This window comes from Pectobacterium jejuense (assembly GCF_026800125.1).
GTDB classification, from domain to species: Bacteria; Pseudomonadota; Gammaproteobacteria; order Enterobacterales; family Enterobacteriaceae; genus Pectobacterium; species Pectobacterium jejuense.
Map to the genome: position 1 here is coordinate 610,863 of NZ_JAPQKX010000001.1, position 25,009 is coordinate 635,871.

A 25,009-nucleotide genomic window follows, 5' to 3' on the forward strand; every position below is an offset into this window, starting at 1 on the left:
TGCAAAAGAATTATTACGATTGCCTGAGTGTAAAACGAATTGCCGTGAAGAAAAAGAACAAGCTGTCAGGTAGTCATTTTCCCTATAGATAACCCGTTTTTGACTATCGACCAATATGTTACATCCCTGCGTTATTATTTGAAAAAGTGGTCGCCGCCGACTAGCCTTAGGGTGACCCATTAATAATGAGGTGATGAGATGAAGAATAACAGATTACTGGTATGTATTGCGGCAGCAGGTGCTGTCATGTTGGCGGGATGTTCGGCTTATAACAAGGCAGAAAGCTATGTCAATGAGCCCGTAGTGAAAGATGTGAAAGTGGGAATGACGAAGCAGCAGGTTCATCAACTCGCAGGTAGTGGAGTGGAAAAACGTCTGGTAAATGCCAAAGGCACCTGTAGCGATTATCTGCTGAAAAACCGCGATGGTACTGCGCAGAACTATTTCGTTAGCTACGGCGAGACGGGTCATGTTCTCAATAAAGGCTTCCAGAGCTGCCAGGCTTACGATACTAACCCGCAGCGCTAACTAGCCCGATGGCACGATATCGTTATTAGAAAAGCGTCATAAAAAACATAGGGACCGTTTTCAGCGTTGTGCAGCAACGGTCCGTCATAAAAAAACGCCGATAGCATCAGCCGTCGGCGTTTTCTTTTGTGCAGCAAATGCGGCTTAGCGGTGCGTCAACTCAGCGTCATCCTGTGCGTTGAAAACCGTTTTGTCCGTCTGCTTCATCAACTGGCTGGTGACCGTACCAGCCGTCATGGATCCGCTGACGTTAAGCGCCGTACGGCCCATGTCGATAAGCGGTTCAATGGAGATCAGCAGCGCGACAAGCGTCACCGGCAGACCCATTGCGGGTAGAACGATTAACGCGGCAAAGGTGGCACCGCCGCCCACACCGGCTACGCCAGCAGAACTAATGGTGACGATACCGACCAGCGTCGCGATCCAGACAGGATCCAGCGGGTTGATGCCGACCGTTGGCGCGACCATCACGGCCAGCATCGCTGGGTAAAGCCCCGCACAGCCGTTCTGACCGATTGTCGTACCGAAAGACGCAGCAAAGCTGGCGATAGATTGCGGTACGCCAATGCGGCGTGTTTGCGCCTCAATGCTGAGTGGAATCGTCGCCGCGCTGGAACGGCTGGTAAATGCGAACGTCAGGACCGGCCAGACTTTGCGGTAAAAACGGGCCGGATTGATGCCTGTGAACGACAGGATCAACGCATGGACGCCGAACATAATCGCCAGTCCCAGATAGGAGGCGACAACGAAGCTGCCCAACTTGAGGATGTCTTGCAGGTTAGAACTGGCGACCATCTTGGTCATCAGCGCCATGACGCCGTAGGGGGTCAACTTCATCACCAGACGAACGAGCTTCATCACCCAGGATTGCAGCGTGTCAATGGCGGTTAAAACACGTTCTCCTTTGACCGCGTCATCTTTCAGCAGTTGTAACGCCGCAACGCCAAGGAACGCGGCGAAGACGACGACGCTGATGATCGACGTCGGGTTCGCGCCAGTCAGCTCAGCAAACGGGTTTTTAGGAATGAATGACAGGATAAGCTGAGGAACATTAAGATCAGCGACCTTACCGGCATAGTTGCTTTCAATCGCCGTTAATCGCGCGGTTTCTTGTGCACCTTGCACCAGTCCGGTTGCCGTCAGGCCAAACAGGTTAGTCACAAAAACGCCGACCAACGCGGAAATCAGCGTGGTGATCAACAGGGTAGAAAGCGTCAGCACGCTGATTTTCCCTAATGACGAGGCATTATGCAGCTTGGCAACGGAATTGAGGATGGAGATAAAGACCAGCGGCATGACGATCATCTGCAACAGCTGCACATAGCCATTACCTACGATGTTAAACCACGAGATGGACTGTTTAACAACCGGGTTGTCGCCACCATAAATCAGATGCAGTGCCAGACCAAATAGCACCCCGACAACTAAACCCAGCAACACTTTCTTTGCCAGGCTCCATGATGGGTTACGGCTGGCGTAACCTAATCCGAGCAGTAATACGACAAATAGCAGAATATTTATGAGTAGCGGAAAATTCATCCGGCTTTGCTCCCTATCAGTGAGTCGCGTCACGCTGCCCACGATCTCGCGCGGTAATGGAGATCGGCGGAGGTAGCGTGATTTTTTGCGATGAAAAATAACAAACGCGCACAGGATAGCAGGTCTTTTGCCATCATGTTACAGGGATATGTCTGACGGTAGGTAACGCTGTTACTTCACGTATTGAAAGAGGTAGGTTTGCGCGGACTGTAAAAAGCGAAATGACTGCTCATAGGTGCAGCAATCCAGATTCTTTTGTGGCTGATACAGCGAAAAAACGATACAGGCAAGACACAGAAAGCGTTCCAACTGATTGCCTTTCTGGCTGTTTAAAATCGGCAAGCGGAAACGCCAGCGACAGGGCCAGAGCAGGGGAACGCCAGAAGGCGTCAGCATATCCGCAAGAATGTGGCTCAGATAACCGACGATCATGGCATGGTAGGCATCGGTCGGAATTGGCCAGTCTGGCGGCAGGCGCGTCTGAATAAAGAAAATACCGGCGGCGATGGCAAGGAGGCTGTGCGTAAAACCGCGATGGCCAAAAAGGCGAGCAATCGGCGAAGAAAGCCACTTCAGGCGCTGCCCGAGGACGGATTTGGGGTGATCGATATCGGGCAGCAGCGCGGTAAGGAGTGCACCGGGAATAATGTGCCACCAGTCTCCGGTAGCCAGCGCAGGCGATAGCTCAACTTTCTTAGCCAGAATCGCGCAGGCAACAGAAAACAGCAGGTGTCCTTCCGCAGTCATGAAACTTCTCAAATAAAACTGTTATTTTATACAGTATAAGAGATTATTTCTGCCTGCGGAAGCGGTGACGGCGTAACGATTTATTTCGACTATTCGTTACTTACAGGTAAGGCTCGCAGCCAGTTGTCCAGCAACTGGGACCAGGCCGCCGCAGGAAGCCCTTTGGTGCCGCGCAGGCCGAAACCGTGCTTACCTTTCTCAAAGAGATGCATTTCGACGGGGATCTGTTTTTCCCGCAGCGCGCTGAACATCACCAGACTGTTATCAACCGACACTGACGGGTCGTCAACGGCATGCACCAGAAACGTCGGAGGCGTCTGTGCGGTAACCTGTTTCTCTGGGGAATAACGCAGCACCTGTGCTTCCGTTGGCTGTTCGCCGATTAACTGTTTGCGCGAACCTGTGTGCGCAATATCCGCCTGCATCGAAATAACGGGGTACATCAGTACCATGAAATCAGGGCGTGCGCTTACGCTGTCAATGGCATCCGTCGCGGGGTAAACGGACTGTGCAAATCGGGTTCCAAGGCTGGCCGCAACATGACCACCGGCGGAGAATCCCATGATACCGATACGCTGTGGGTCAATGTGCCACTTCTCGGCGTTGGCTCTCAGGGTTCGGATTGCACGCTGGGCATCGGCTAACGGGGCGTCAGCGCCTTCTTTATGGCCTTCTCCGGGCATGCGATAGGTCATCACGAAAAGGGTATAGCCCTGTTGATTAAAGAACGGTGCCAGATCGCTGCCTTCCTTATCCAACACGACGCGCTGGTAAGAACCGCCAGGCGTAATGAGCAAAGCCATGCCATTGGGCTTTTCTGCTGGATAAACGGTAATTTCGGGACTGCGAATTCCGGTTGCTGCCCGATCGGGAAGAGAGGGGTCTTTGCTACGCTCGACCACTTGCGGCTGTACTGTTGACGAAGAGGCACCTGGCGCTTCGCCGTGTGGCCAGACAGGAAAAACAGGTTGGGCGTAACTTAATCCATTTACAGACATCATAATGGCCCCGACAAGCAGAGAACGAACAATCATGATAGATCACCTGACAAAGGGAAGGAGGGGGTAAATCGTTGGGCAATGGTAAAAAATAGGGTAGCCATCACATCGGAGAAAAAATGACTACCCTGAACCGCAAACTTTAATAAAGAAATAACATTCATACACGAAGAGGGTAAATCAGACACAGCAATTTCAACAGCTAAAACGCATTTAACGACACTACATGTAACAACGAAACGTAACTAACTTGCTTAACCTACGACGAACATCATAATAAAGGGACGTTAATGATAAAATTGAGTGAGTCAATTAACAATAACATCCCTTTCACCAACTAATAACGCTTATTTAAATAACAAAACCATTATTAGAAGCTGTATTGCACACCAACACGGTAGCGAGTTTGGCGATTATCGGTAGTACCCGATTCTGCAACGTTACCGACTGCCATATAAGGCTTCCAGTTTTTGTCCAATTTATAAGACAATTTCACATCATGGTCAAAATTGTATGTTTCATTGTCATATTGGTATGCACCAGCTTTATTTGCTTTCTTGTAGTCCAGTTCGTAATCAACCTGGAAATCTTTCAGGAATTTATAGCTGACAACGGCTGTTAAATTATAACCATTTTCTTGGTTGTTTCTTGCTGCGTTTGGAACATCACCGCTGTTACGTTTGTAGTAAGGGCGATAACGTAAAGAAGTAGAAAGATCGTCAGTGATGTTCACTTTACCACGCAGGTAAGGACGATAGTTGTTAGAGGTAGAGCTTGAATCTAAAGAGAATCCTGGTTCTAAAGAAAAGGTTTTATTGAAGTTGTACACATAGCTGGCAACTACTTCCGTACCGTTGCTGACGGTTTCATTAAATGGTTTATTTGGCGTGTTGTCTGCACTAGATTGACGCCATTTTGCTTCAACAGATAAACCAAAACCATTGGCAAAACGGTGTGACATTGACAAACGATCGCGGTGATCATTTTTCGCAGTATCTTTCATTTCATGACGGTAATCGATCGTTACAGCCATTGCATTCACACTAATTAATGACGTAACTGCCAGAGCTAGTAATTTAAATTTCATTGTTATATTCCCTATTGGTTAGGATATCTCTAATAAAAACACGCATTATGCTTTTTGGGACAAGTTCTATTTTATTTATTATTAAACTACGTTCTGTGATCGAGATCGGTTTGGGTAACAAAAAGTAAAATAGGGTTTCAAATTGTGAGGGAGATCGAATTGAATATAGCGGTTGTTTTAATTTAAATGAAAAATCCCTGCCGTCAGTGCGGCAGGGATGAATTACAGTCTAAAACGGGTACAACATTACTTCATTGCGCGTTTCAGAATACGTTCTGATTGACGCTGGAAGTATTTCGCTGCGTCTTCTACAGATTTCTGACCGTAATCGATAGACTGGATGGTATCACCAAACAGAGAAACGATTTGTGGATCGTCGAAATAAGGAGAAACAGCAACCTCATGCGGCAGAGACAGCGCCAGTTTCAACCCGGCAACGGCTGGTGCATCATCTTTGATCACGCCATCTGAAGTCAGCTGAGCCACCGCGGCTTTACTCAACGGTACACCACGCTCCAGACCCAGAGCCTGAGCACCTTCTTTGCTGTTCAGCAGGAAGTTGATCAACTGAGCAGACTCTTTAGGATGCTTGGTTGACTTACCGATAGACAGCATCTGTGCTGGTTTGAAGAACAAGCCGGCATCTTTTGCACCTGGCAGCATTGGGTAGCTACCCAATTCCAGTTTTGCTGGTGGTTGCAGGTTGTCAGAGTACTTAGTGATTGTGGAGTTCCACATATAAGTACCAGACCACTCGCCGTTGATCCATGGCTTCATTTCATACATGTTGCTCTTACCGAAAGACGCATAGTATTTCGCATCAGGCATGACATGGCTGTCGATCAACTTCTTATACATGCCAAAGAATTCAGCCCATTGTGCATCGCTATAGGCGAATTTCTGACCTTTTACATCAATCGCTGGAATGTTGTACTTCTGAACCATATAAGAGTTCAGCAGTGCCAGAGAATCCTGATGTTCCAATACGATAGGGTAGTATTGGTCGCCCAGTTTTTCTTTGAACACTTTACCGGCGTTCAACAGCTCGTCCCACGTTTTCGGATATTCCAGACCGGCTTTTTTCCAGCTTTCGGTGTTGAAATAGAAGACGCGAGCTGTAACGGAAATTGGAATACCGTTCAGTTTCCCTTCTACCGTGGTACTTTGCAGTTCTTTCGGTTCGAACTGGGTCAGATCCAGCGTATCTTTCACTTTGTTCAGGTCATAAAAACCCGTACCGTTTTTAGAGAAGATCGGCAGCCAGTTCCAGTTGGTCTGCATCACATCTGGCTCGGTGTTACCGGCAATCTGTGTTGTCAGACGAGACAGGTGACCATCCCAGCCAGTGTATTCCGCTTTCACGGTGATGTTCGGGTGCTGTTTGTGGAACTCTTCAATGGCTTTGAGCGTCTGCTGGTGACGGCTGTTGCCGCCCCACCAGGACATTCTCAATTCCACATTATCAGCGGCTAAAGAGGGCATTGCCACTAATGACGCCAGAGATGAAGCTATTAACGTGTGTAGGATCGCTTTTTTCATCGGTTACTACTCCTGTTAAAGAGAGATATTTTTTTCTGTTTTTGCATCAAAAATATGGCATTTTTCCATGTCGAACTGGAAATATACCGGACGATGCAGTCCCTTCTCGATAATCAGCCGACCTTCGTCATAAGGAATGCGGCTGGTTAATTCAAAGCCATCGACTTTAATGTACATAAAGAATTCGTGACCCATGTTTTCTACGCGAACCAACTCACCCTGTGAGTGGCTGCCTTCAAATGGCGTATCTGACACGGAAACATAGTCTGGGCGAACACCGAAGAAGACGTCTTGTCCGATATAGCTGCGGACTTTGTCTTGTTTTGCAGCATTTAACACCAGCGCGTTATTCCCAACCACAACGCCAACCTGACCGTCTTTCTCGACCAGTTTGCATGGCTTAATGTTCATTTCTGGTGAACCAATGAAGCCAGCAACGAACATGTTGACAGGGAAGTGGTACAGGTTATCCGGCGTATCGACCTGCATGATGTGACCGAGTTTCATCACGCAGATACGGTCACCCATGGTCATTGCTTCAGTCTGATCGTGGGTAACATATACGCTTGTCGCTGCTTTACCGCTTTTCTTCAACTGCTTATGCAGGTCAGAAATACGGATTCGCATGGAAGCACGCAGTTTGGCATCCAGGTTTGACAACGGTTCGTCAAACAGGAATACATCTGGTTTTTTAACGATGGCGCGGCCTACGGCCACACGCTGTGCCTGACCACCAGACAGCTGGCGCGGCAGACGATCCATCAGTTCTTCCAGCTCCAGAATTTTGGCCGCTTCGGCGACCTGTGCTTCGATTTGCTCTTTGGGCAGTTTGCTCAGCTTCAGACCAAACGCCAGATTCTCTTTTACCGTCATGTGAGGGTAGAGGGCGTAGTTCTGGAACACCATCGCAATCCCGCGCTCTTTCGGCGCCAGATTGTTAACAACGCGCTCGCCGATACGTACTTCACCGCCGCTGATGGTTTCCAGACCCGCCAGCATACGCAGCGTAGTGGATTTCGCACAGCCAGACGGGCCGACGATAACCATGAATTCACCGTCTTTAATCGTCAGGTCGATGCCGTGAACCGCTTTGAAACCGTTGGAGTATACTTTTTCCAGTTTATTGAAAATAACTTCAGCCATGATAAATCCTCTATTAACCTTTAATTCCGCTGCTGGTCACGCCTTGTACGAAGTAGCGCTGTGCCAGGAAGAAAACAATAATGGATGGCAGAATGGAGATGCTGGACATGGCCAGGATTTCATTCCACGGAGCGCCTTCAGTAACGTCGATAGACATTTTCAGCGCCAGCGCAATCGGATATTTATCCACGCTATAGACATAAATCAGCGGACCGATGAAGTCGTTCATTGACCACATGAACTGGAACAGCGCAACAGAGATGATGGCTGGTTTCAGAATCGGCACGACCACATACCACAGCACCTGGAAGGAGTTACAGCCATCGATCTGAGCGGCTTCTTCCATATCACGTGGTACACCACGCAGGAACTGGATCAGCATGAACACAAAGAACCCTTGTGTTGCAAACGCTACCGGCAAATACAGTGGCAGATAGCTGTTCAGCATGCCCATCTCACGGAACATGAGGTACTGTGGAATCAGCAACACGGTGCTTGGCAACAGCATGGTGGCAATCAACGTGGCAAACCAGAAGTTCTTCCACGGAATGTCAAAGCGAGCGAAGCCATAAGCCACAATCACCGAGGAAATAACGGTCAGAACCACTTTCGGAATCACGTACTGGAAAGTGTTAATCATGTAGTGACCGAAATTGTATTCCGTACCGGTTTTCCAACCGTTAACGAAACCGTCCCAGGTGGCGTGAGCAGGCCACAGACCCAACGTGGTGAAAATCTCATGGTTCGGTTTGAACGACGCTGAGAACATCCACGCCAGTGGATAAAGCATCAGTAAACCAACGAACAGCAGTATCACGTAACGGATGGCGGCACTGAGTTTTTCTTTACGCAGCGTGCGGCGTACTTCTGCAGCAGCAACTTCTTGTGCTGTAGTCAGGTTTGAATGCATGTCAGCCATTTTTTCCTCCTTTATCAGCGGAGTAGAACACCCAGTATTTCGACGACTTAAAGGAGATAGACGCAAATACCGCAACAACCAGGAACAGAACCCATGCCAAGGCAGCACCGTAACCCATATCGAAATACTTGAACGCCGTATCATAGATATAGAGCGAGAACAGATAGGTGTAGTGCGTTGGACCGCCGCCAGTAATGACGTAAGGTGCTGTAAACTCCTGGAATGCCTGAGTGGTCTGCATGATAAAGTTAAAGAAAATAACTGGCGTAATCAGCGGTACCGTTACTTTCAGGAACATTTGCCATTTGGATGCACCGTCGATCATTGCCGCTTCATACTGAGATTGCGGAACGTTCTGCAATGCAGCCAGGAAGATAACCATCGCGGAACCGAACTGCCATACGCGCAACAGCGTTACTGACATCAGTGCCAGCGACGGTTCGCCCAGCCAGTTGATGGCATCAAAGCCAAACACGCCGAGGAAGCTGTTTAACAAGCCATCGATGGCGAACAGTGCACGCCACAGAACGGCAATGGCCACGCTGCTGCCCAGAATAGAAGGCACATAGTAAGCAGTACGGAAGAAACCGATACCACGTAATTTGAAATTAAGTACAAACGCAATTAACAGTGCGAAGATTAATTTCAATGGAATGGTCAGAAATACATAGGCAAAGGTGACGCCCATGGATTTCCAAAAGAGATCATCCTCGATGAACATACGGTGATAGTTTTCTAACCCCGTAAATTCAGGCGGATTGATCAAGTCATACTCAGTAAAACTGAGGATAAATGACGAAACAAAGGGGAAAGCGGTAAAAACTATCAGCCCTATAATATAGGGGGAGATATAGGCTAACCCCAGCATTCTGTTTTCATTCATAATGCTTACCTATTGATTAATTGTGAACCATTAAAAAAAACATAAAATTAAGCTGTTAATAACTCTGGATAAATTAATTCCACGTCATAAACAATTCTATTTTCCCCGTTAACGTGAAAATCACCGTGAACATATCCACCTTGTGTCAGGTACGGCGGGATATCGTTTAATTTGTTGCGACAAGCGGCAACGAAAGTCAGTAAAGCCAGCGGATAGGTATCATCCAGACGAACATAACGATGCTGTGCGGAGCGAACGAACAAACCACGATGGAAGTGTTGTTCAAACAGAACGCCAGCCAACTGCGCGGCGTAATGTGCCCAGGATTCTGATTGTTTGTGATCGGCCAGTTCAATGACGGTCAACAAGAGCAACGGGCTGGCGATGTGCTGAATATCTTCTTTATTCAGCCGCGTCAGCATGGTGTTAACCAGTGCGTACAGGTCCTCATCGCCACTCAGGCGATAAGCACGAACCAGCGGTAATAAATAATCACCTTCTAATGCAAACGGCTTTAATTCCGTACCCGCTTTACCATAATAGCCATCGCGTTTAAAACGGTAGCCAGTCATGTCCTGGCCGTTGTTCCACATTGGGCGCAGTGTATTGCTGGTGACATCGTAGGCGTACTGATAGTAATTTTTTAACCCTGAAATAACCCAGTCCAGCATTTCTGCATCAGGCTGCGTGCGGAGAATATCCAGCATTGCCAGTGGGTTATCAATCAGCAGTGGGCGCATGTCGCGGAACAGCACATTGGCTTCGCGCGCGATTTCACCGAACTCTGGGCCAAACTGACGTTGAGCGCGATCGCCAAACCAGGACTGCGTCTGGTTGTCGTCTTCCGGTACCGGCTGGCGCTGCTGTGGTGAACTGAACTGATACACCGGCATACCGGTTTCTGGGTTGCGAGCCAAAACGTATTGGCGATAAAGATGCTTACCCCAGGCCGCGGCGTGGCTATCGCCTGTGTATTCTGCGTATTTGAACGCGGCATAAATCAGGTCTGTGCCAGCATTAACAAAAGTCAGTCCTTTCGTTAATGGCAGAACAGGCCACTGTGCCGGATCGACGACATCATGGCGGGCATGCAGGAACACGTTTGGATCGCGCTTTTTGCTGTAATCGCCATGACGACCCAGATCCAGTGAATCCCAGTCTTCAACGTGCGCGTTCCAGAAACCCTGAAAGAAATTCAGCGTCTTTTCCGCATTAACATGGTGCAACAACGCGTAATAGGGAAGGTGGTGCTTTAATTCATGCACCTGAGCTTTGGATTCTGGCCCTTCGCCTGCCAGCGTATCCAGATTAATAAAGCGGTGACCGCCCCAGAAGAACAGGCCGCTATTATCATCAACGAAATGATCCAGGAAATATTCGCTTTGTGCGATAGCGTGCTGCTGGTAACTCTCATTACCCGTAACGACGCTCATGGCACACAGCGTTCTTAGCCAATTTTGCTGGCTGGCAAAATTAGAAATAGGTGCGCTATGTCCATCTGGGAATTGCCACATCACAGGTGCATAATTTTCCACATCAAAACCGTCAGCCAATAATAACGTCGGCTGACTTTGGCTGCGGCCTTTATCCTGAACGCAGGCAATGTGGCTATCGAGTGCTGCAACCCATTCGTCGAGCTGCGATTTCCTGCTGGTGTATAAGCTTTCAAAAATACTCATGGAGTACCTTCTTATGGAACCGTGGAACAGTTCCTTATAAATAGAAACACTGTTTTGATTGATTATATTGCGCTATTAACCTTGTCGTCATGCACGCAATATCGAAAGTGTGATCAAAGTCGGAACGTTGTTTTGATTTTTTTTAAGAAAGGATTTTGGCAGGAGAAAGAATTATGAAAAACGAAATAACAACTTGAAAAACAAATAAAAAGCACAACCGAAATTGTGCTTTTTATCGTAGGTTGGCGAAATGCCGCTAAGAAAAATTGTGCTTAGCGAGCCAGCCAGCCACCATCAACGGCAATCGTGTAACCATTGATGTAGTCAGATGCGCTGGATGCCAGGAAGACGGACGGGCCCATCAGATCCTGTGGCAAGCCCCAACGGCCAGCTGGGATACGATCCAGAATTTCTTTGCTGCGTTCTTCATCGGCGCGCAGTTGCTGGGTATTGTTGGTAGCCATATATCCCGGTGCAATTGCGTTGACGTTGATACCGTGTTTTGCCCACTCGTTTGCCATCAGACGGGTTACGCCCATAACGGCGCTTTTTGATGCGGTATAAGAAGGAACGCGGATACCGCCCTGGAAGGACAGCATAGAAGCGATATTGATGATTTTACCGCCTTTACCTTGCTTGATGAACTGGCGAGCAACGGTCTGAGACATAAAGAAAACGCTCTTAATGTTCAGGTTCATTACGTCGTCCCAGTTTTTCTCGCTGAAATCGATCGCATCTTCACGACGGATGATACCGGCGTTGTTGACCAGAATGTCAACGTGGCCAAATTCAGCAACGGCTTTCTCTACCAGTTCTGCATGACCAGCGACATTGCTCATGTCGGCGGTCAGGCTGAGGAAACGGCGTCCCAGTGCGGTGACTTTTTCGATAGTGTCTTTCGGTTCAACGATGTTGACGCCGACGATATCACAACCTGCTTGTGCCAGACCGATAGCCATGCCTTGACCCAAACCCGTATCACAACCCGTGATCAGAGCAACTTTACCTTGCAAATCAAAAGAATTTAAAATCATATCTGTAATCTCTCTATAAGCGACAAAATACTTAGTCGTTAGCTGTTACTGTAGGGAACACCGGTAATTCCGGTTGAAAGCGATTAACGTAACTCGCTAACCTTGACGTGATCCATGTCACCGAAAAACGTGATTCTCGCCAACCATGCCCCAGATAAAGGTGTAGCGTCTGGTGCCAACACCGGAATGCATCGACCAGATCGGTGAAATCACCGTCCGCTCGTTTTTTATTACGCTATGACGGGTTCCTGCTGCTGACCCACCATGTGGAAAACTGCCGTTTCATTACTGACTGTTTCGGGTGAAAGCGCCGGGCGAAACAGATGATGTCGCGTGGCAGTGACAACGTCACCTGTTCCTCAACCTGCCCGGTTCTTTCTTGTTATGCGGGATGATAGTTTGGATGGGATGCGAATTCAATAAAAATGAAATAATGTTTTATTTATTTCTTGAGGGCCGTCATGGTTTTGCTTATTTTATGTTTCTTCTAGTACTGATGTGGCTAAAATGTCGCAATCCATAATCATACCCTCGTTGTCGCGCACGGTTTGTTGACGCAATAGAAGGTATGGGCAATAAAAGCGTTAGAGGAGAGATGACGATGAGAAGATACTTTATTGATGATGAAACGCCGTGGGAAGAGCTGGGCGGTGGCATTAAACGTAAAATCATGACCTGGAGCGATGAGCTGATGATGGTTTACGTGCACTTTGATAAAGGTGCGATTGGTACGCCACACTTCCATGAGATTCACGATCAGATTGCTTATGTTGCTGCTGGCAGCTTTGAAGTCGTGATCGAAGGTGAGAAACGTATCCTGAAAACCGGCGACGCCTATCTGGCAGTGAAAAACGAGATGCACGGCGTGGTCTCGCTGGAAGACGGCAGCGTTCTGATCGATGCTTTCTCGCCTAAGCGAGCGGATTTTCTGTAATACTTCAAAGCGTGGTCAGCCAATAGACTGATCACGCTTTCGTCATATCCCGCGATGTCTGCTTTTCTATTCTTCTACTTCTACTGCTTTATTCCTAATCCCTAGACTACATGTTTAGCGGTCAGTTGATTCAGGGAATCCAGCTTATAATCGGCCAGCGCCCAGCGTGCGTCATCGCGAAACTCAGCCTGTGGAATAACGATTGAACGCATACGTGCCGCCTTGGTTGCAATCATGCCGTTCACCGAATCTTCCAGCGTCACGCACTGTGTCGGCGGAACACCGAGTCCGTTTGCCGCATTCAAATACACTTCTGGATGAGGCTTGCTATATGGCAGTGTCTCGGCTGACATTAAGACATCAAAGTAGTGCTCCAGATTAAACATTCGCAGCACCTGCTGCTGCATGCGGAGCGGCGAAGCGGAAGCCAGACCAATTTTCAGATTCTGTTCACGACACAGTTGCAGCGCATGTTCGACGCCGGGCAAGAGGGGGCGCTGTTCGGCAACGAGTTCAATTGCGCGATCGATAATACGACGGACAACCTCGTCCCGGCCTGGTGTCGCCCAAGGAGAGCGTTGATACCAGAGTTCAACCACCATATCGATGCGTAAACCCAGAGTATCTTTCATGGATTCTCGTAGTGAAATATCGACGCCAAGCGAGGCGATAACCTCCAGTTCGGCTTTGTCCCACAACGGTTCCGAATCAATCAGCAGCCCATCCATATCGAAAATCGCCGCTCGTATAGAAGAATCAAAGGACATACCACTGGCTCCGTCAGCAAAGGAAAAGAAAATTTACTGATAAACTATACCTTAAATAAGTTGAGTTGCAGGACGCTATGCGAGCATTTTGAACAACGTGAAGCGCCGGGCGTCAGTGGTAGCCCTTTGGCAGGGCTGAATGACAGCCAACGTACACGTAGCGTGATGTATGACGGAGTCAATCGCTATTGTGGCCGATCAGGCGGTGCGGGAGATAAAGTGTTGACTGCGCGTAAAGTTACAGTAGGCTACCCGTCGTACTAAAACGATACATTACCGATGTTGCGTCGCTAAGAAGGGGTTCTCATGACGTATCAACAGGCTGGCCGTATTGCCGTCGTTAAACGCATTGCCGGATGGATCCTTTTTATCCCCGCGCTGCTTTCAACCTTCGTCTCGCTGGCTAATTATCTCTACGCTTATACCCAGAAAAAACAGGGGATTGATGCTGTTCTTCTGGATTTTGTGCACCTGATGGTCGATATGGTGCGCTTTAATACGCCTTTCCTGAACATTTTTTGGTACAACTCGCCAGTACCGGATTTTACGCGTTTTTTCAGTGGGGCGACGCTGATGTTTTGGCTGATCTACATCCTGATTTTTGTTGGCCTGGCGTTGCAGGTTTCGGGTGCCCGGATGTCTCGTCAGGCTAAGGCCATCAAGGAAGGTATTGAAGATCAACTGATTCTGGAAAAGATGAAAGGTGATGGCGGGAACACGCGTGAAACGCTGGAGTCACGTGTTGTTGTGCCAGGACACACGATTTTTGTGCAATTCTTTCCGCTTTATATCCTGCCGGTGATTATCGCGGGTATTGGCTATCTGGTATTACGTTTATTAGGATTGCCAGTCTGATTGACGGTCTGGCGCAATGATTGCGCCAGACGCCGTATTCTGCTCATTTTTAGAGCAAGCACCTCATCTTAATGCAACAGTCCCGCCTTAGATCAAAAGCTGCCGTTCGATGAGCTGTTGCGCTTCAACTATATGCTTACCGCCAAAAAGATTGGCGCGGTTAAGCAGATAATAAATCTGGTAAATGGGCTGGCGATCGATAAAGCCTTTATCCAGCGGCCACACGCTCTGGTAACCGTCATAAATCTGTGGGGGCAGGGCTGGATAGCGCGGCAGCATCGCTAAATCACATTCTCTGTCTCCCCAATAGCAGGCCGGATCGAACAGATAAGCGCCATCCTGACTATTCGCACAGTTATCTGGCCATAGGTCACCGTGCAAGAGCGACGGCTGAGGCTGATGTCCTGCCAGACGTTCCTCAACGCGTGCGATCAGCGTTTCAATGTGACCAAAATGCATCCCTTTCTCCGCTGCCAACTGCAACTGCCAGCCAATACGCTGTTCGGCAAAAAAGGTCGCCCAGCGCCGCTGCCAGCTGTTTGGCTGAGGCGTTGTTGAGAGGTCGTTATCGAAATCCAGCCCAAATTGTGGCTGGTCGCTCCACTGGTGCAGGCGTGCTAACTGTTCACCCAGGCACCAGGCGCTGTGCGCATCCAACGGTTTGACGGGAAGATATTGCAGAAGCAGGAAACTGTTATCGCGTGAGCTACCGACCCCATAGACGGTGGGGACACGCACCGTATTGCTGCGGCTCAGCAAATGAAGTTGATCGGCTTCAGCCGTGAATTTGGCCAGCATTTCACGACTATCGCATTTTACGAAGACGTCGTGCTCGCCGTAGCGGATGTACCAGGCCGGATGTATTTCACCGCCGGATAATTCACGACGCTCCTGAATATCCGCAGCACCGTGATGTTCTTCCAAAAGTCGGCTGATAGCTTGCCACATAAGGTCATCCTCCCGTTGATGTTGCCTGATACCCTGCTGTTCACTGGGGTGATTCGTTTACGGTAACCCATTGAGCGCAATAAAAATGGAATCTATAGCACAGTGATAACCGATCGGTGGAGATAGCGCGAAACAAGTATAGTCGGAATTAAACATAACGGAGTTAGGATGGCGCTCAATCCGCTGATGAAGAAGTAAAAGAGAGATAACTGACGTAACCGGCGGTTGTTTTCCGGTTACGTCATACTAAGGGACTTATCGAGAGAAAGGGTTACAGTGCGTCGGTGATAGCCTGAGATGTTGCCTGGCGACGTAGTTTAAGCTGGTGGTAGGTCAGTGCTAACGTAAAGAACAGGGCCTGAACGATGACGATGCAAGGGCCTGTGGCGCCATCGATGTAGAAGCTGATCAAAGTGCCGGCAATACAGGAAATGACGGAAACCAGCGTGGCGACGAGAACCATCCGCTCGAAGCGCTTACAGACCATGAAGGCAATAATGCCCGGTGCAATCAGCATCGCAATCACCAGAATAACGCCGACGGCCTGTAATGATGCGACAATTGTCATCGCCAGCAGGCTTAACAATCCGTAGTGCAGCAGCTTAACGGGCAGGCCGATAACGCGGGCATGATTGGGATCGAAGCAGTACAGCATAAAATCGCGGCGCTTTAGCAAGATGACGGCCAGCGTCACCCCAGCAATCAGTAATATTTGCGTCAGCTCTTGCTGAGTGATGCCCAGCACGTTACCAAACAGAATATGGTTCAGGTGCTGATCGGTATCGATACGCGCAAACATCACGAGCCCCAGCGCAAACATGCCGGAAAAGATGATCCCCATGACAGTGTCTTCTTTGACCCGACTGTGTTCCTTCACGTAGCCCGTTGCGACCGCACAAAAAATACCGGAAACGAAAGCCCCGATGACTAATGGGATCCCCAGTAAAAACGCGACAACGATGCCGGGCAGCACGGCATGGGAAATGGCATCCCCCATTAGCGACCAACCTTTCAGCACCAGATAACACGACAGCACGGCGCAGACCGTACCAGTGACGACGGCGGCGAGTAACGCACGCTGCATGAACGGGTAGGACAGAGGATCGATGAGCCAGCTAATGAGCGTCATAATGCATCTCCTGATTGATCGCGTAACCGCAGGCGGCGCGATGCCAGCAACCCATGTTTGGGTGCAAAGACAAACGCCAACAGGAAGACGACGGTTTGCAACGTGACAATCACGCCGCCGGTTGCACCATCAAGGAAGAAGCTTAAATACGCCCCGACCGCGCTGGTGATCGCACCCAGTGCAATCGAAATCACCACCAGACGACCAAATCTATCGGTGAGCAGGTAAGCCGTGGCACCCGGCGTAATTACCATCGCGATCACCAAAATTGCCCCGACAGTTTGCAACGCTGCGACAGTACAGGCACTCAGCAGCGTAAAGAACAGAATTTTCAGCTTCAGAGGGGAAAGGCCAATGGAACGGGCATGGTTCTCATCAAAGAACACGGCCAGCAGATCTTTCCACAGCAGGCAGAGAATCACGAACGTTACGCCGATGATGATTTCAACTTGCAGAATATCTTCGTCAGCAATGCCCAAAATATTGCCAAAAATGATGGATTGCACGTTAACCGATGTCGGGTTGAGCGAAATAATCAGCAGGCCGACAGCGAAAAACGTTGAGAAAATAAAGCCGATAATCGCATCTTCACGCAATCGGGTAATGTGACGAATCAGAGTCATCGCCAGCGCGGCGAGCATACCGGTAAAAAATGCACCGGCCGCGTAGGGCAGGCCCAGAGCATAGGCTCCTGCGACACCAGGGACGACGGAGTGGGAGAGCGCATCGCCCATCAACGACCAGCCTTTCAGCATCAGATACGCCGAAAGAAAAGCACACACGCCGCCGACAATCGCGCTGACCCAGATCGCCTTGACCATGTAGTTATAACTGAATGGCTGCAACAGGATATCGATCATCAGGGCTTTTTCTCCTCCGGTATCACGCGTGACGCAGGAGGATCGCTCTTGGTCGATCCATAGAACACAGCCGGACGCTCATCGTCTGTTAACACCGTCACCGAACGGACATCGTCATCATCGTGAAGATGAGATCCCCCGAGGTTGATGTGTCGCAGAACACCACCGAACGTTTTCTCCAAATTGCTTTGGGTAAAGGTGCTGTGTGTCGCTCCTGCAGCTAAAACGGTGCGATTAACCAAAATAACGTTGTCACAAAACTCAGGAACGCTACCGAGGTTATGGGTTGCTACCAAAATTAAATGCCCTTCATCGCGCAAGGTGCGAAGCAGGTCGATAATAGCGTTCTCTGTTTTAACGTCTACGCCGGTGAAAGGCTCATCCAGCAGCAACACGCTGCCTTGTTGAGCCAGCGCCCGTGCCAGAAAGACGCGCTTTTTCTGTCCACCGGACAATTCACCGATCTGGCGATGTTGCAGCGTCGATAACCCGACACGCTCCAGCGACTCCGCCACGATAGCGCGGTCCTGTTTACTGGGAATACGCAGGAAATTCATCCTCCCGTAGCGTCCCATCATGACCACGTCGGAAACGAGAACGGGGAAATTCCAGTCCACGTCTTCTGTTTGTGGAACATAAGCAACCAGATTCTGTTTCAGTGCCTGGTAGATCGGTTGCTGGTTGAGCAGTACCTGCCCTGAGGTTGGCTTGACCAACCCCATGATGCTTTTGAACAACGTTGATTTTCCACTGCCGTTTACGCCAACCAAGGCGCAAATCGTACCGCCAGTCAGGGAAAAAGATGCATGGCGAATAGCCTGATGCCCGTTGCTGTAAGTAACCGAAACATCATTGACTTCTAATGACTGTACTGCTCGATCACTACTCATTGATTAAATCCTTTAGCGATAGTTTCCACCGTCACTTTTAACAGGTCGATATAGGTCGGCACGGGGCCTTTCTCTGTGGACAGCGAATCAACATACAGCACGCCGCCATATTTCGCCCCCGTTTCTTTACTGACCTGTTTTGCCGGCTTATCGGAAACGGTGCTTTCGCTGAATACGACAGGGATAGCCTTCTCACGCACGGTATCGATAACCCGACGCACCTGTTGCGGTGAACCTTGTTCGTCGGCATTGATTGGCCAGAGGTAGACTTCATTGAACTGATAATCTTTTGCCAGATAGCTGAACGCCCCTTCACTGGTGACTAACCAGCGCTGCTGTTCTGGGATACGGGCAAGACGCTCACGCAGCGGCGCGTCGAGAGCCTTAATTTTTTCCGCATAAGCTTTGGCGTTACGGTTATACGTTTCTGCATTCGCAGGATCGGCTTGCACCAGACCTTTGCGGATATTTTCAATATAGATTAATGCGTTGGAGGGCGACATCCAGGCATGCGGGTTTGGGTTGCCATTATAGGCACCTTCGCGGATAGGAAGCGGCGTGATGCCTTCCGTCACCACAACAGCGGGCACATTTTTCACGTTCTCGAAAAAGCGCGTAAACCAGCGTTCGAGATTCATGCCGTTCCACAGCACCAGCTGTGCTGACTGTGTTTTAACAATATCGCGTGGTGTTGGCTGATAATCATGAATCTCCGCACCGGGTTTGGTGATGGACTCAACCGTTGCCGCATCGCCCGCAATATTCTGTGCGATATCCTGAATGATGGTAAAGGTCGTGATGACTTTAAGCTTTTCAGCCGCCTGAGCAGAGGTGCTGGCTAAAAGCAGTAAAGCGCACGGCAGCGCGATGCGACGGAATAGGGCAGGTAAATGAGCGTGAAAACCAATCATGCGGATATCCTTACAAACCGTGAAAGTGTTACTTGAGAATAATTATCAATATCATTTAAGTCAAGAGGCAGAGAAAGGCGGGGAGTGAATATTAGAGGGTGTCTCGTGACACAAGAAATCACTGTTCGCAGGCACGTAGCACGCACTTGCGTGGGTAAGGAACGCATCATGCTCCTTTGATAACAGAAATGTTGCTTTAATTTAATGAATCGTACTTAAGGTTACAACGAAAGTCTAACGGTAACGGCAGTGAACTGTCGCGCGACTATACATAGCTATACGCATGGTGAAATTTACGCCAAAAGAAGAGAGAAATCTGATGCATCCTTAAGAAAATACCGAAGACTGCCGATAAACCATAAAGAATGTGAGAGATGTCTCTATTGGATACAAAAGGACTGTAAGTGATATGAGCACAAAATCAGAACGACGTTGGAAGCTGGCAAGTTTCGTCTTATTGACTTTTTTGGTGGTGTTATTAGTACTGCTGGTTCAAAGCAGTTAATTCCTAACGTGACGAAATGTTAGGTTATAAATAATTTCTATTATGTAATGTATTAATGCAAAAGATACAGATAGCATAAAAATGACAATCGATTTTAAACATTGATATAAGCGCACCTGCAGTCAGGCGCGCTTTTTTGTTAATGGTCAATATGCTTTCATAGCAGAGCATCAATTATAGCTTTTTGTTATGATTGCTGATGCCTCTGTGCCAGAAATGCGACGGTTGTCGCGTATTTTTTTGCATAATAGAATCAGAAGTGTACTTATTGTTCGGTGTTAGAAACAGCCTGTGAATATAGGTGTCAGCGAGCATTATCGTGTATTAATGAATCAAGGATGACGCGAATTTGTGCGGCATGTCCACGACTGATAAAAAAGCCCTTGCCATCGTTTACATAGTGTGTAATAACGCTTCTGGGTAAAACGAGGTACAGTTCTGTATATGAATGGCATTTTCAGTAAAGAAGACTTAAGTACAACCTTTAGTGTTGCATGCTGCTTCTCTGCCGATCCTTATCTTAGTGCCTCAAGCAGTAACGACTTTGGTTTGTCTGTATAACGCCTTTTTGGCGGTTTAAACAATTAAAGGAAATATTTGAAATGGCAAAGATTAAAGGTCAGGTTAAGTGGTTCAACGAGTCTAAAGGCTTTGGTTTCATCACTCCTGCTGACGGCAGCAAAGATGTATTCGTACACTTCTCTGCAATTCAAGGCAACGGCTTCAAAACTCTGGCTGAAGGCCAGAACGTAGAATTCGAAATTCAGGATGGCCAGAAAGGTCCTTCTGCAGTAAACGTCACTGCGCTGTAATTTTACAGCTCTGTTGCAAAACCCGCCATGGTGCGGGTTTTTTGTTGTCTGCGTTTTATCTGCACCAGTGATATTTTTATCTACACCCGTAATGCAATGAAGACGTTTTTAATGAGGAAAATGTGCCGATGAGTTATCAGTGTCCGCTATGCCAGTTACCTCTGGAGCGACACCCGCGGCAATGGACGTGTGGTAAACATAGCTTTGACCGTGCGAAAGAAGGGTACGTTAACCTGTTGCCGGTACAGTTTAAGCGTTCAAAACAGCCTGGCGACAGTGCTGAAATGATGCAGGCGCGGCGCAACTTTCTTGAAGCCGGTCACTATCAGCCGCTACGCGACGCCGTTGCGCAGCACGTTGATCGTATTGTGACAGATGACGCGGCGGCGCTGCTGGATATTGGCTGTGGCGAAGGGTATTACACTGCTGAGCTAGCCCGGTGTCTCACATCGCGCAGAACGATGACGATATACGGACTGGATGTGTCCAAAGCAGCGATTCAGCGCGCGGCAAAGCGGTATGACAACGTTGAGTTTTGCGTTGCCTCCAGCCAGCGGTTGCCTTTTCAGGATCAATCCCTTGATGCGGTAGTAAAAATCTATGCGCCGTGTAATGACGCGGAGTTGCAGCGCACCGTTAAGGTTGGCGGTTGGGTGGTGACGGTGTCTCCGGGGCCACGACACCTTTATCAACTGAAAGCAGAAGTCTACGATGAGGTGTTATTACATCCGAGTAAAGATGAAGTGCTCGCAGGCTTTCAGCTTATGGATCAACAAACGCTCGCGTACCCAATGCAGTTATCTGGGAATGAAGCCGCGGCGTTATTGCAAATGACGCCCTTCGCCTGGCGAGCAACGCCAGACGTTAGCGAGCGACTGCAGGCAGCAGCCACGTTTAGTTGTGAAACGGACTTTATTATCCGCTTGCATCAGCGTATTGATGGCGGGGCGGTAGCGTAATCGAGAAGAATAAAAAACGGGCAGCGCGATAATCGGGCTGCCCGTTAATGTGAAATGTGTTTTATCAGGCGGCGTAGCCGAGGTGCTCGTAAAGAATATTACAGCCGATACCAATCAGAACCAGCCCGCCAACCACTTCCGCTTTTTTGCCGAAGATAGGGCCGATATAGCGGCCAATCATCATTCCGAGCGTCACCATAATCATGGTGGCACAACCTATAACCATCGCGGTATGGAAAATATTGACCTGAAGGAAGGCCAGACCGACGCCGATTGCCATGGCATCCAGGCTGGTGGCGATGGCGGTACAAACTAACAGCGCCAGACTATGATTTTTGACTTTTTCGCAGCGGCAGTCTGAAGAACCTTTGAGGCCTTCGACGATCATGCGACCGCCCAGAATCAGTAACAGCGTAAAGGCAACCCAGTGGTCCCATTCGAGAATATATTGACTGGCAAAGAAACCAAGTGCCCAGCCGATGAGCGGGGTGATTGCTTCAATAACACCAAAGATGAGGCCGGTGCGAATGGCATCGCGGAAACGGGGGTTATGCAGGACGGCACCTTTACCGATTGACGCGGCGAAGGCATCCATTGACATACCAAATGCTAGGATAAGTGTTGCTGACATATTCATTGTAAATAGCCTCGGCTGGACGATTAACCATATACACGCAGATCATCCCCAACCCGAATGACGATCTTACGTGTCTATGGTCTCGCCTGCCAATCACGCTTGGCCGCCCGCACCACGTCTATGCTCCGGTGATAGGAGATAAAACGAGTATGTTGATACGAGCATTTCTGATGAATTATTGTGAATGTTAATTAATCAGAAATCGGCTACTCCCCAATGACGGCGCAACCTTACCATATTATTTATGGTGCAAACAACACTAAAAGTTTTAAGTGTTAATAATGCAATTGATAATTATTTTCATTTGATTGCCAAAAGAGAACGATCGTACAAAATAACGACAAGGTTAATGTGGTTAAAATGCCATCTAAAGAGAAGGTGTATACCCGTGGTTATTTGAAATGATTTACCTGATAAATTTACCTTATTGATTCTCAATCATAAATTTATATATTTTCTCTAAATCATCAAGCTGCGTAACCTGTATCAATAAACGGCGTTTCTCCAGTTCGATGACTAATACACCATCCTCAGATAAATTCATATTTTTAATTCTGGTATAAGGAATGAATATATTCGCATAAAAGAAACCGGTTGTTTTAAACACCAGTTTAGGACGACGAATATAGGCCAGGTAGCACGCCATGAAGGCCAGAGAAATCAAAAGATAGGTGGTAATAATAGCGCCATTATTCATCACGTTTTGATAAATAAGAATTCCCACTAAACCGATGAAAATCAGCGTATCGAGCCGGTTCATCCGCTTCAGAGGGACAAGGAGTTGGGTTTTTCCTTTGAGTTTATCCATGATGAACTCATCATAGATGGCATAAGCCAGTGCTAACGCAATCAACACAACCAGCGTGATATCTGTCATTGTCATCCGTATTACCCTTGTCCGTTGACTATCTGTGTCCGTGAATAAAAATAGCCGGGTGTGTTGGCACCCGGCCACTGAACATTATACGCCGAGCAGGCCGATCCAGTACCCGAAGATACCAATGGCGAAGAAGCCCATAATCAGCCACAGCGCGTTTACCTTGCGCCGTAACAACCACATACAACCGAACGTCAGCAGTAGGGGAACAAGTCCCGGCATGAGCTGGTCAAGGATGGATTGAACGGTAGTCACTGTGGTTTCCCCGTTCTGATTCGTCACTGTCGACACCACCATCGGGATGTTGACGTGAGTCCATTTATTGACCAATGCCCCCATGACGAACAAGCCGAGAATCGAGGCCGCCTCCGTCATTTTTTGCAGGAAACCACCGCCCATATCACTGACGATATCGATCCCTTTGCGGTAGCCGTAGGCGACGCCATAGTAACGCACCAGCAGGCGAACCAGGTTAAACAAAACGAAGAAGAGAATCGGCCCTAACAGGCTGCCACTCATGGCAATCCCTGCGCCTAGCGCAGCGAATACCGGACGTGCAGTGCCCCAGAATATCGGGTCGCCGACGCCAGCCAGTGGCCCCATCAGCCCGACTTTCAGACCGTTTATTGCCGCGTCATCGATAGGCGCACCGTTCGCACGTTGCTCTTCCATCGCCATCGTTACGCCGAGTATCGGAGCGGCAACAAAAGGCTGCGTATTGAAGAACTCCAGATGGCGCTTGATTGCTTGTTTACGCTCTTCCGAATTTTCAGGGTAAAGACGGCGAATCACTGGCACCATGGAAAAACAGAAGCCGAGTGCCTGCATACGTTCAAAGTTCCAGGAGCCTTGAAACAGGTTGGAACGGATAAACACCGCGCGGATGTCGCTGTCAGTGAGTTTTTTAACATTCGTATTGTCGACCATTTTGCTCACTCCTGTTAATCCAGTTCGTTATCAAGGTTGTTATTGCCTGATGAAACCGGCTGGCCTTGAACCTTGTTATATTTCGGGCTGAGCTGGATATACAGCACCGCCATCACAATACCAATTACGCCCAGCGCCACCAGGTTAAACTCGGTGAATGCAGCGGTAACGAAGCCAAGATAGAAGAACGGCATCAGGTAGCCTGCGCGCATCATGTTGATGACCATCGCGTAACCCACAACGACAATCATGCCCCCGGCGATATTCAGACCGTTGGTCACCACCTCCGGGATGGAGTTCAGCAGCGCGTGAACGGCATCGGTACCAACGGAAACGGCAACGATTACCGCAGGAATCGCGATACGCATGGCCTGCAGCAGGAGGGCAGAAACGTGAATCCAACTGATAGCCGTTAGATTACCTCGCTCTGCCGCGCTGTCTGCCGCATGTTGGAACGCAACGGTGATAGTACGAACAATGATGGTTAATACTTGCCCAGCGGCAGCGAGCGGAATTGCCAGAGCAATCCCTGCGCCGATCCCCTGACCGCCAGCAATAACCAGAATGGTTGAGATAATGGACGCCAGCGCCGCATCTGGTGCGACGGCCGCACCGATGTTCATCCAGCCTAACGCGATCATTTCCAGCGTACCGCCGATAATGATCCCCGTTTTTAAATCACCTAACACTGCACCAATCAGCGTACAGGCGACGAGTGGACGGTGGAACTGGAATTCATCAAGAATCGAACCCATCCCCGAAACACACGCGACGAGAAATATCAGCACAATTTGAAGTGTGGTAATCTCCATCGTACTTCTCCTATAAAATGTGTCTGAGTAAAAATAAATCGCCATCCCCGTTGATTTTCTATTTGGACATAAATACCTATCTTGAAAATC

At 48.8% G+C, this 25,009-nt stretch carries 25 protein-coding genes and 2 pseudogenes; 6 read left to right on the forward strand and 21 right to left on the reverse strand.

The annotated features are described in order from the left end of the window. Positions 1-198 precede the first annotated feature (198 nt). A complete protein-coding gene (gene osmE / locus NXT09_RS02750) occupies positions 199-528 on the forward strand; it encodes an osmotically-inducible lipoprotein OsmE (RefSeq protein ID WP_010297828.1) in 330 nt (109 codons plus the stop codon). A gap of 144 nt (positions 529-672) precedes the next feature. Here the strand turns inward: osmE and NXT09_RS02755 are convergent, their stop codons facing one another. The 11 genes and pseudogenes from NXT09_RS02755 to NXT09_RS02805 form a co-directional block, all read right to left on the reverse strand. Beyond that, positions 673-2,067, reverse strand: a complete 1,395-nt coding sequence (locus NXT09_RS02755) for an L-cystine transporter (protein ID WP_039275127.1) — start codon at positions 2,065-2,067, stop codon at positions 673-675. A gap of 240 nt (positions 2,068-2,307) precedes the next feature. Then, a pseudogene (locus NXT09_RS02760) lies at positions 2,308-2,814 on the reverse strand (metal-dependent hydrolase); the annotation flags it as partial. Between the two features lie 89 nt (positions 2,815-2,903). Beyond that, entirely contained in the window at positions 2,904-3,848 is a 945-nt protein-coding gene (gene paeX, locus NXT09_RS02765; protein WP_268578770.1) for a pectin acetylesterase PaeX, read from the reverse strand. 334 nt (positions 3,849-4,182) lie between these two features. After that, positions 4,183-4,899 carry an oligogalacturonate-specific porin KdgM family protein gene (locus NXT09_RS02770; protein ID WP_268578772.1) on the reverse strand — a complete coding sequence of 239 codons (717 nt, stop codon included), beginning with the start codon at positions 4,897-4,899 and terminating at the stop codon, positions 4,183-4,185. Positions 4,900-5,145: 246 nt separating this feature from the next. Further along, entirely contained in the window at positions 5,146-6,438 is a 1,293-nt protein-coding gene (locus NXT09_RS02775; protein WP_268578774.1) for an ABC transporter substrate-binding protein, read from the reverse strand. A 15-nt stretch (positions 6,439-6,453) separates the two neighbouring features. After that, complete coding sequence (locus NXT09_RS02780; RefSeq protein WP_039469251.1) at positions 6,454-7,581, reverse strand: ABC transporter ATP-binding protein; 1,128 nt, start codon at positions 7,579-7,581, stop codon at positions 6,454-6,456. Between the two features lie 13 nt (positions 7,582-7,594). Beyond that, a complete protein-coding gene (locus tag NXT09_RS02785; protein WP_010299968.1) occupies positions 7,595-8,500 on the reverse strand; it encodes a carbohydrate ABC transporter permease in 906 nt (301 codons plus the stop codon). Continuing rightward, entirely contained in the window at positions 8,493-9,383 is an 891-nt protein-coding gene (locus NXT09_RS02790; RefSeq protein WP_010275610.1) for a carbohydrate ABC transporter permease, read from the reverse strand. The genes NXT09_RS02785 and NXT09_RS02790 overlap by 8 nt, the downstream gene beginning before the upstream one ends. A 47-nt stretch (positions 9,384-9,430) precedes the next feature. Then, on the reverse strand, positions 9,431-11,062 hold the full coding sequence (pelW, locus tag NXT09_RS02795) for a pectate disaccharide-lyase PelW (RefSeq protein ID WP_268578782.1): 1,632 nt from the start codon (positions 11,060-11,062) through the stop codon (positions 9,431-9,433). A 272-nt stretch (positions 11,063-11,334) separates the two neighbouring features. Continuing rightward, entirely contained in the window at positions 11,335-12,096 is a 762-nt protein-coding gene (gene kduD / locus NXT09_RS02800; protein WP_039480559.1) for a 2-dehydro-3-deoxy-D-gluconate 5-dehydrogenase KduD, read from the reverse strand. Between the two features lie 83 nt (positions 12,097-12,179). Continuing rightward, positions 12,180-12,389, reverse strand: a pseudogene (locus NXT09_RS02805) (5-dehydro-4-deoxy-D-glucuronate isomerase); the annotation flags it as partial. A gap of 308 nt (positions 12,390-12,697) precedes the next feature. Here NXT09_RS02805 and NXT09_RS02810 point away from each other — a divergent pair. Next, positions 12,698-13,030, forward strand: coding sequence for a cupin domain-containing protein (locus NXT09_RS02810; protein ID WP_010275594.1), 333 nt, complete (start codon positions 12,698-12,700; stop codon positions 13,028-13,030). A gap of 101 nt (positions 13,031-13,131) precedes the next feature. On the opposite strand, the gene hxpB is transcribed toward NXT09_RS02810, so the two are convergent. Continuing rightward, complete coding sequence (hxpB, locus tag NXT09_RS02815) at positions 13,132-13,797, reverse strand: hexitol phosphatase HxpB (RefSeq protein ID WP_268578792.1); 666 nt, start codon at positions 13,795-13,797, stop codon at positions 13,132-13,134. A 306-nt stretch (positions 13,798-14,103) separates the two neighbouring features. Here hxpB and NXT09_RS02820 point away from each other — a divergent pair, with 306 nt between their 5' ends. Continuing rightward, positions 14,104-14,652: a YniB family protein gene (locus NXT09_RS02820; protein WP_205550626.1), complete on the forward strand. Its 549-nt coding sequence runs from the start codon at positions 14,104-14,106 to the stop codon at positions 14,650-14,652. Between the two features lie 87 nt (positions 14,653-14,739). Here NXT09_RS02820 and NXT09_RS02825 read toward each other — a convergent pair whose 3' ends face one another. From NXT09_RS02825 to NXT09_RS02845, 5 genes are all read right to left on the reverse strand, one after another. After that, positions 14,740-15,600 (reverse strand): fructosamine kinase family protein, encoded by an 861-nt coding sequence (locus NXT09_RS02825; protein ID WP_039469262.1) that lies wholly within the window; start codon positions 15,598-15,600, stop codon positions 14,740-14,742. Between the two features lie 271 nt (positions 15,601-15,871). Further along, complete coding sequence (locus NXT09_RS02830; protein WP_193398669.1) at positions 15,872-16,729, reverse strand: metal ABC transporter permease; 858 nt, start codon at positions 16,727-16,729, stop codon at positions 15,872-15,874. Then, positions 16,726-17,589 carry a metal ABC transporter permease gene (locus NXT09_RS02835; RefSeq protein WP_010275570.1) on the reverse strand — a complete coding sequence of 288 codons (864 nt, stop codon included), beginning with the start codon at positions 17,587-17,589 and terminating at the stop codon, positions 16,726-16,728. The genes NXT09_RS02830 and NXT09_RS02835 overlap by 4 nt, the downstream gene beginning before the upstream one ends. Then, on the reverse strand, positions 17,589-18,479 hold the full coding sequence (locus NXT09_RS02840; RefSeq protein ID WP_268578802.1) for a manganese/iron ABC transporter ATP-binding protein: 891 nt from the start codon (positions 18,477-18,479) through the stop codon (positions 17,589-17,591). The genes NXT09_RS02835 and NXT09_RS02840 overlap by 1 nt, the downstream gene beginning before the upstream one ends. Next, positions 18,476-19,390, reverse strand: a complete 915-nt coding sequence (locus tag NXT09_RS02845) for a metal ABC transporter substrate-binding protein (protein WP_039469270.1) — start codon at positions 19,388-19,390, stop codon at positions 18,476-18,478. Before NXT09_RS02845 ends, NXT09_RS02840 begins: the two co-directional genes overlap by 4 nt. A 949-nt stretch (positions 19,391-20,339) precedes the next feature. On the opposite strand from NXT09_RS02845, the gene NXT09_RS02850 reads away from it, so the two are divergent. The 3 genes from NXT09_RS02850 (at position 20,340) to rlmA (ending at position 21,666) form a co-directional block, all read left to right on the forward strand. After that, the gene (locus tag NXT09_RS02850; RefSeq protein ID WP_085996916.1) at positions 20,340-20,456 is read left to right on the forward strand and encodes a DUF2627 domain-containing protein; all 117 of its coding nucleotides are present in this window, start codon (positions 20,340-20,342) and stop codon (positions 20,454-20,456) included. A 41-nt stretch (positions 20,457-20,497) separates the two neighbouring features. Further along, the gene (cspE, locus tag NXT09_RS02855; RefSeq protein WP_005968829.1) at positions 20,498-20,707 is read left to right on the forward strand and encodes a transcription antiterminator/RNA stability regulator CspE; all 210 of its coding nucleotides are present in this window, start codon (positions 20,498-20,500) and stop codon (positions 20,705-20,707) included. Between the two features lie 128 nt (positions 20,708-20,835). Continuing rightward, positions 20,836-21,666: a 23S rRNA (guanine(745)-N(1))-methyltransferase gene (rlmA, locus tag NXT09_RS02860; protein ID WP_268578813.1), complete on the forward strand. Its 831-nt coding sequence runs from the start codon at positions 20,836-20,838 to the stop codon at positions 21,664-21,666. A 64-nt stretch (positions 21,667-21,730) separates the two neighbouring features. Here rlmA and mntP read toward each other — a convergent pair whose 3' ends face one another. From mntP to NXT09_RS02880, 4 genes are all read right to left on the reverse strand, one after another. Next, complete coding sequence (gene mntP, locus NXT09_RS02865) at positions 21,731-22,303, reverse strand: manganese efflux pump MntP (RefSeq protein WP_205550622.1); 573 nt, start codon at positions 22,301-22,303, stop codon at positions 21,731-21,733. 424 nt (positions 22,304-22,727) lie between these two features. After that, the gene (locus tag NXT09_RS02870; RefSeq protein ID WP_268578814.1) at positions 22,728-23,186 is read right to left on the reverse strand and encodes a DUF986 family protein; all 459 of its coding nucleotides are present in this window, start codon (positions 23,184-23,186) and stop codon (positions 22,728-22,730) included. A gap of 78 nt (positions 23,187-23,264) precedes the next feature. Continuing rightward, positions 23,265-24,107, reverse strand: coding sequence for a PTS mannose transporter subunit IID (locus tag NXT09_RS02875; RefSeq protein WP_205550618.1), 843 nt, complete (start codon positions 24,105-24,107; stop codon positions 23,265-23,267). A 14-nt stretch (positions 24,108-24,121) separates the two neighbouring features. Then, complete coding sequence (locus NXT09_RS02880; protein ID WP_010299942.1) at positions 24,122-24,919, reverse strand: PTS mannose/fructose/sorbose transporter subunit IIC; 798 nt, start codon at positions 24,917-24,919, stop codon at positions 24,122-24,124. Positions 24,920-25,009 lie beyond the last annotated feature (90 nt).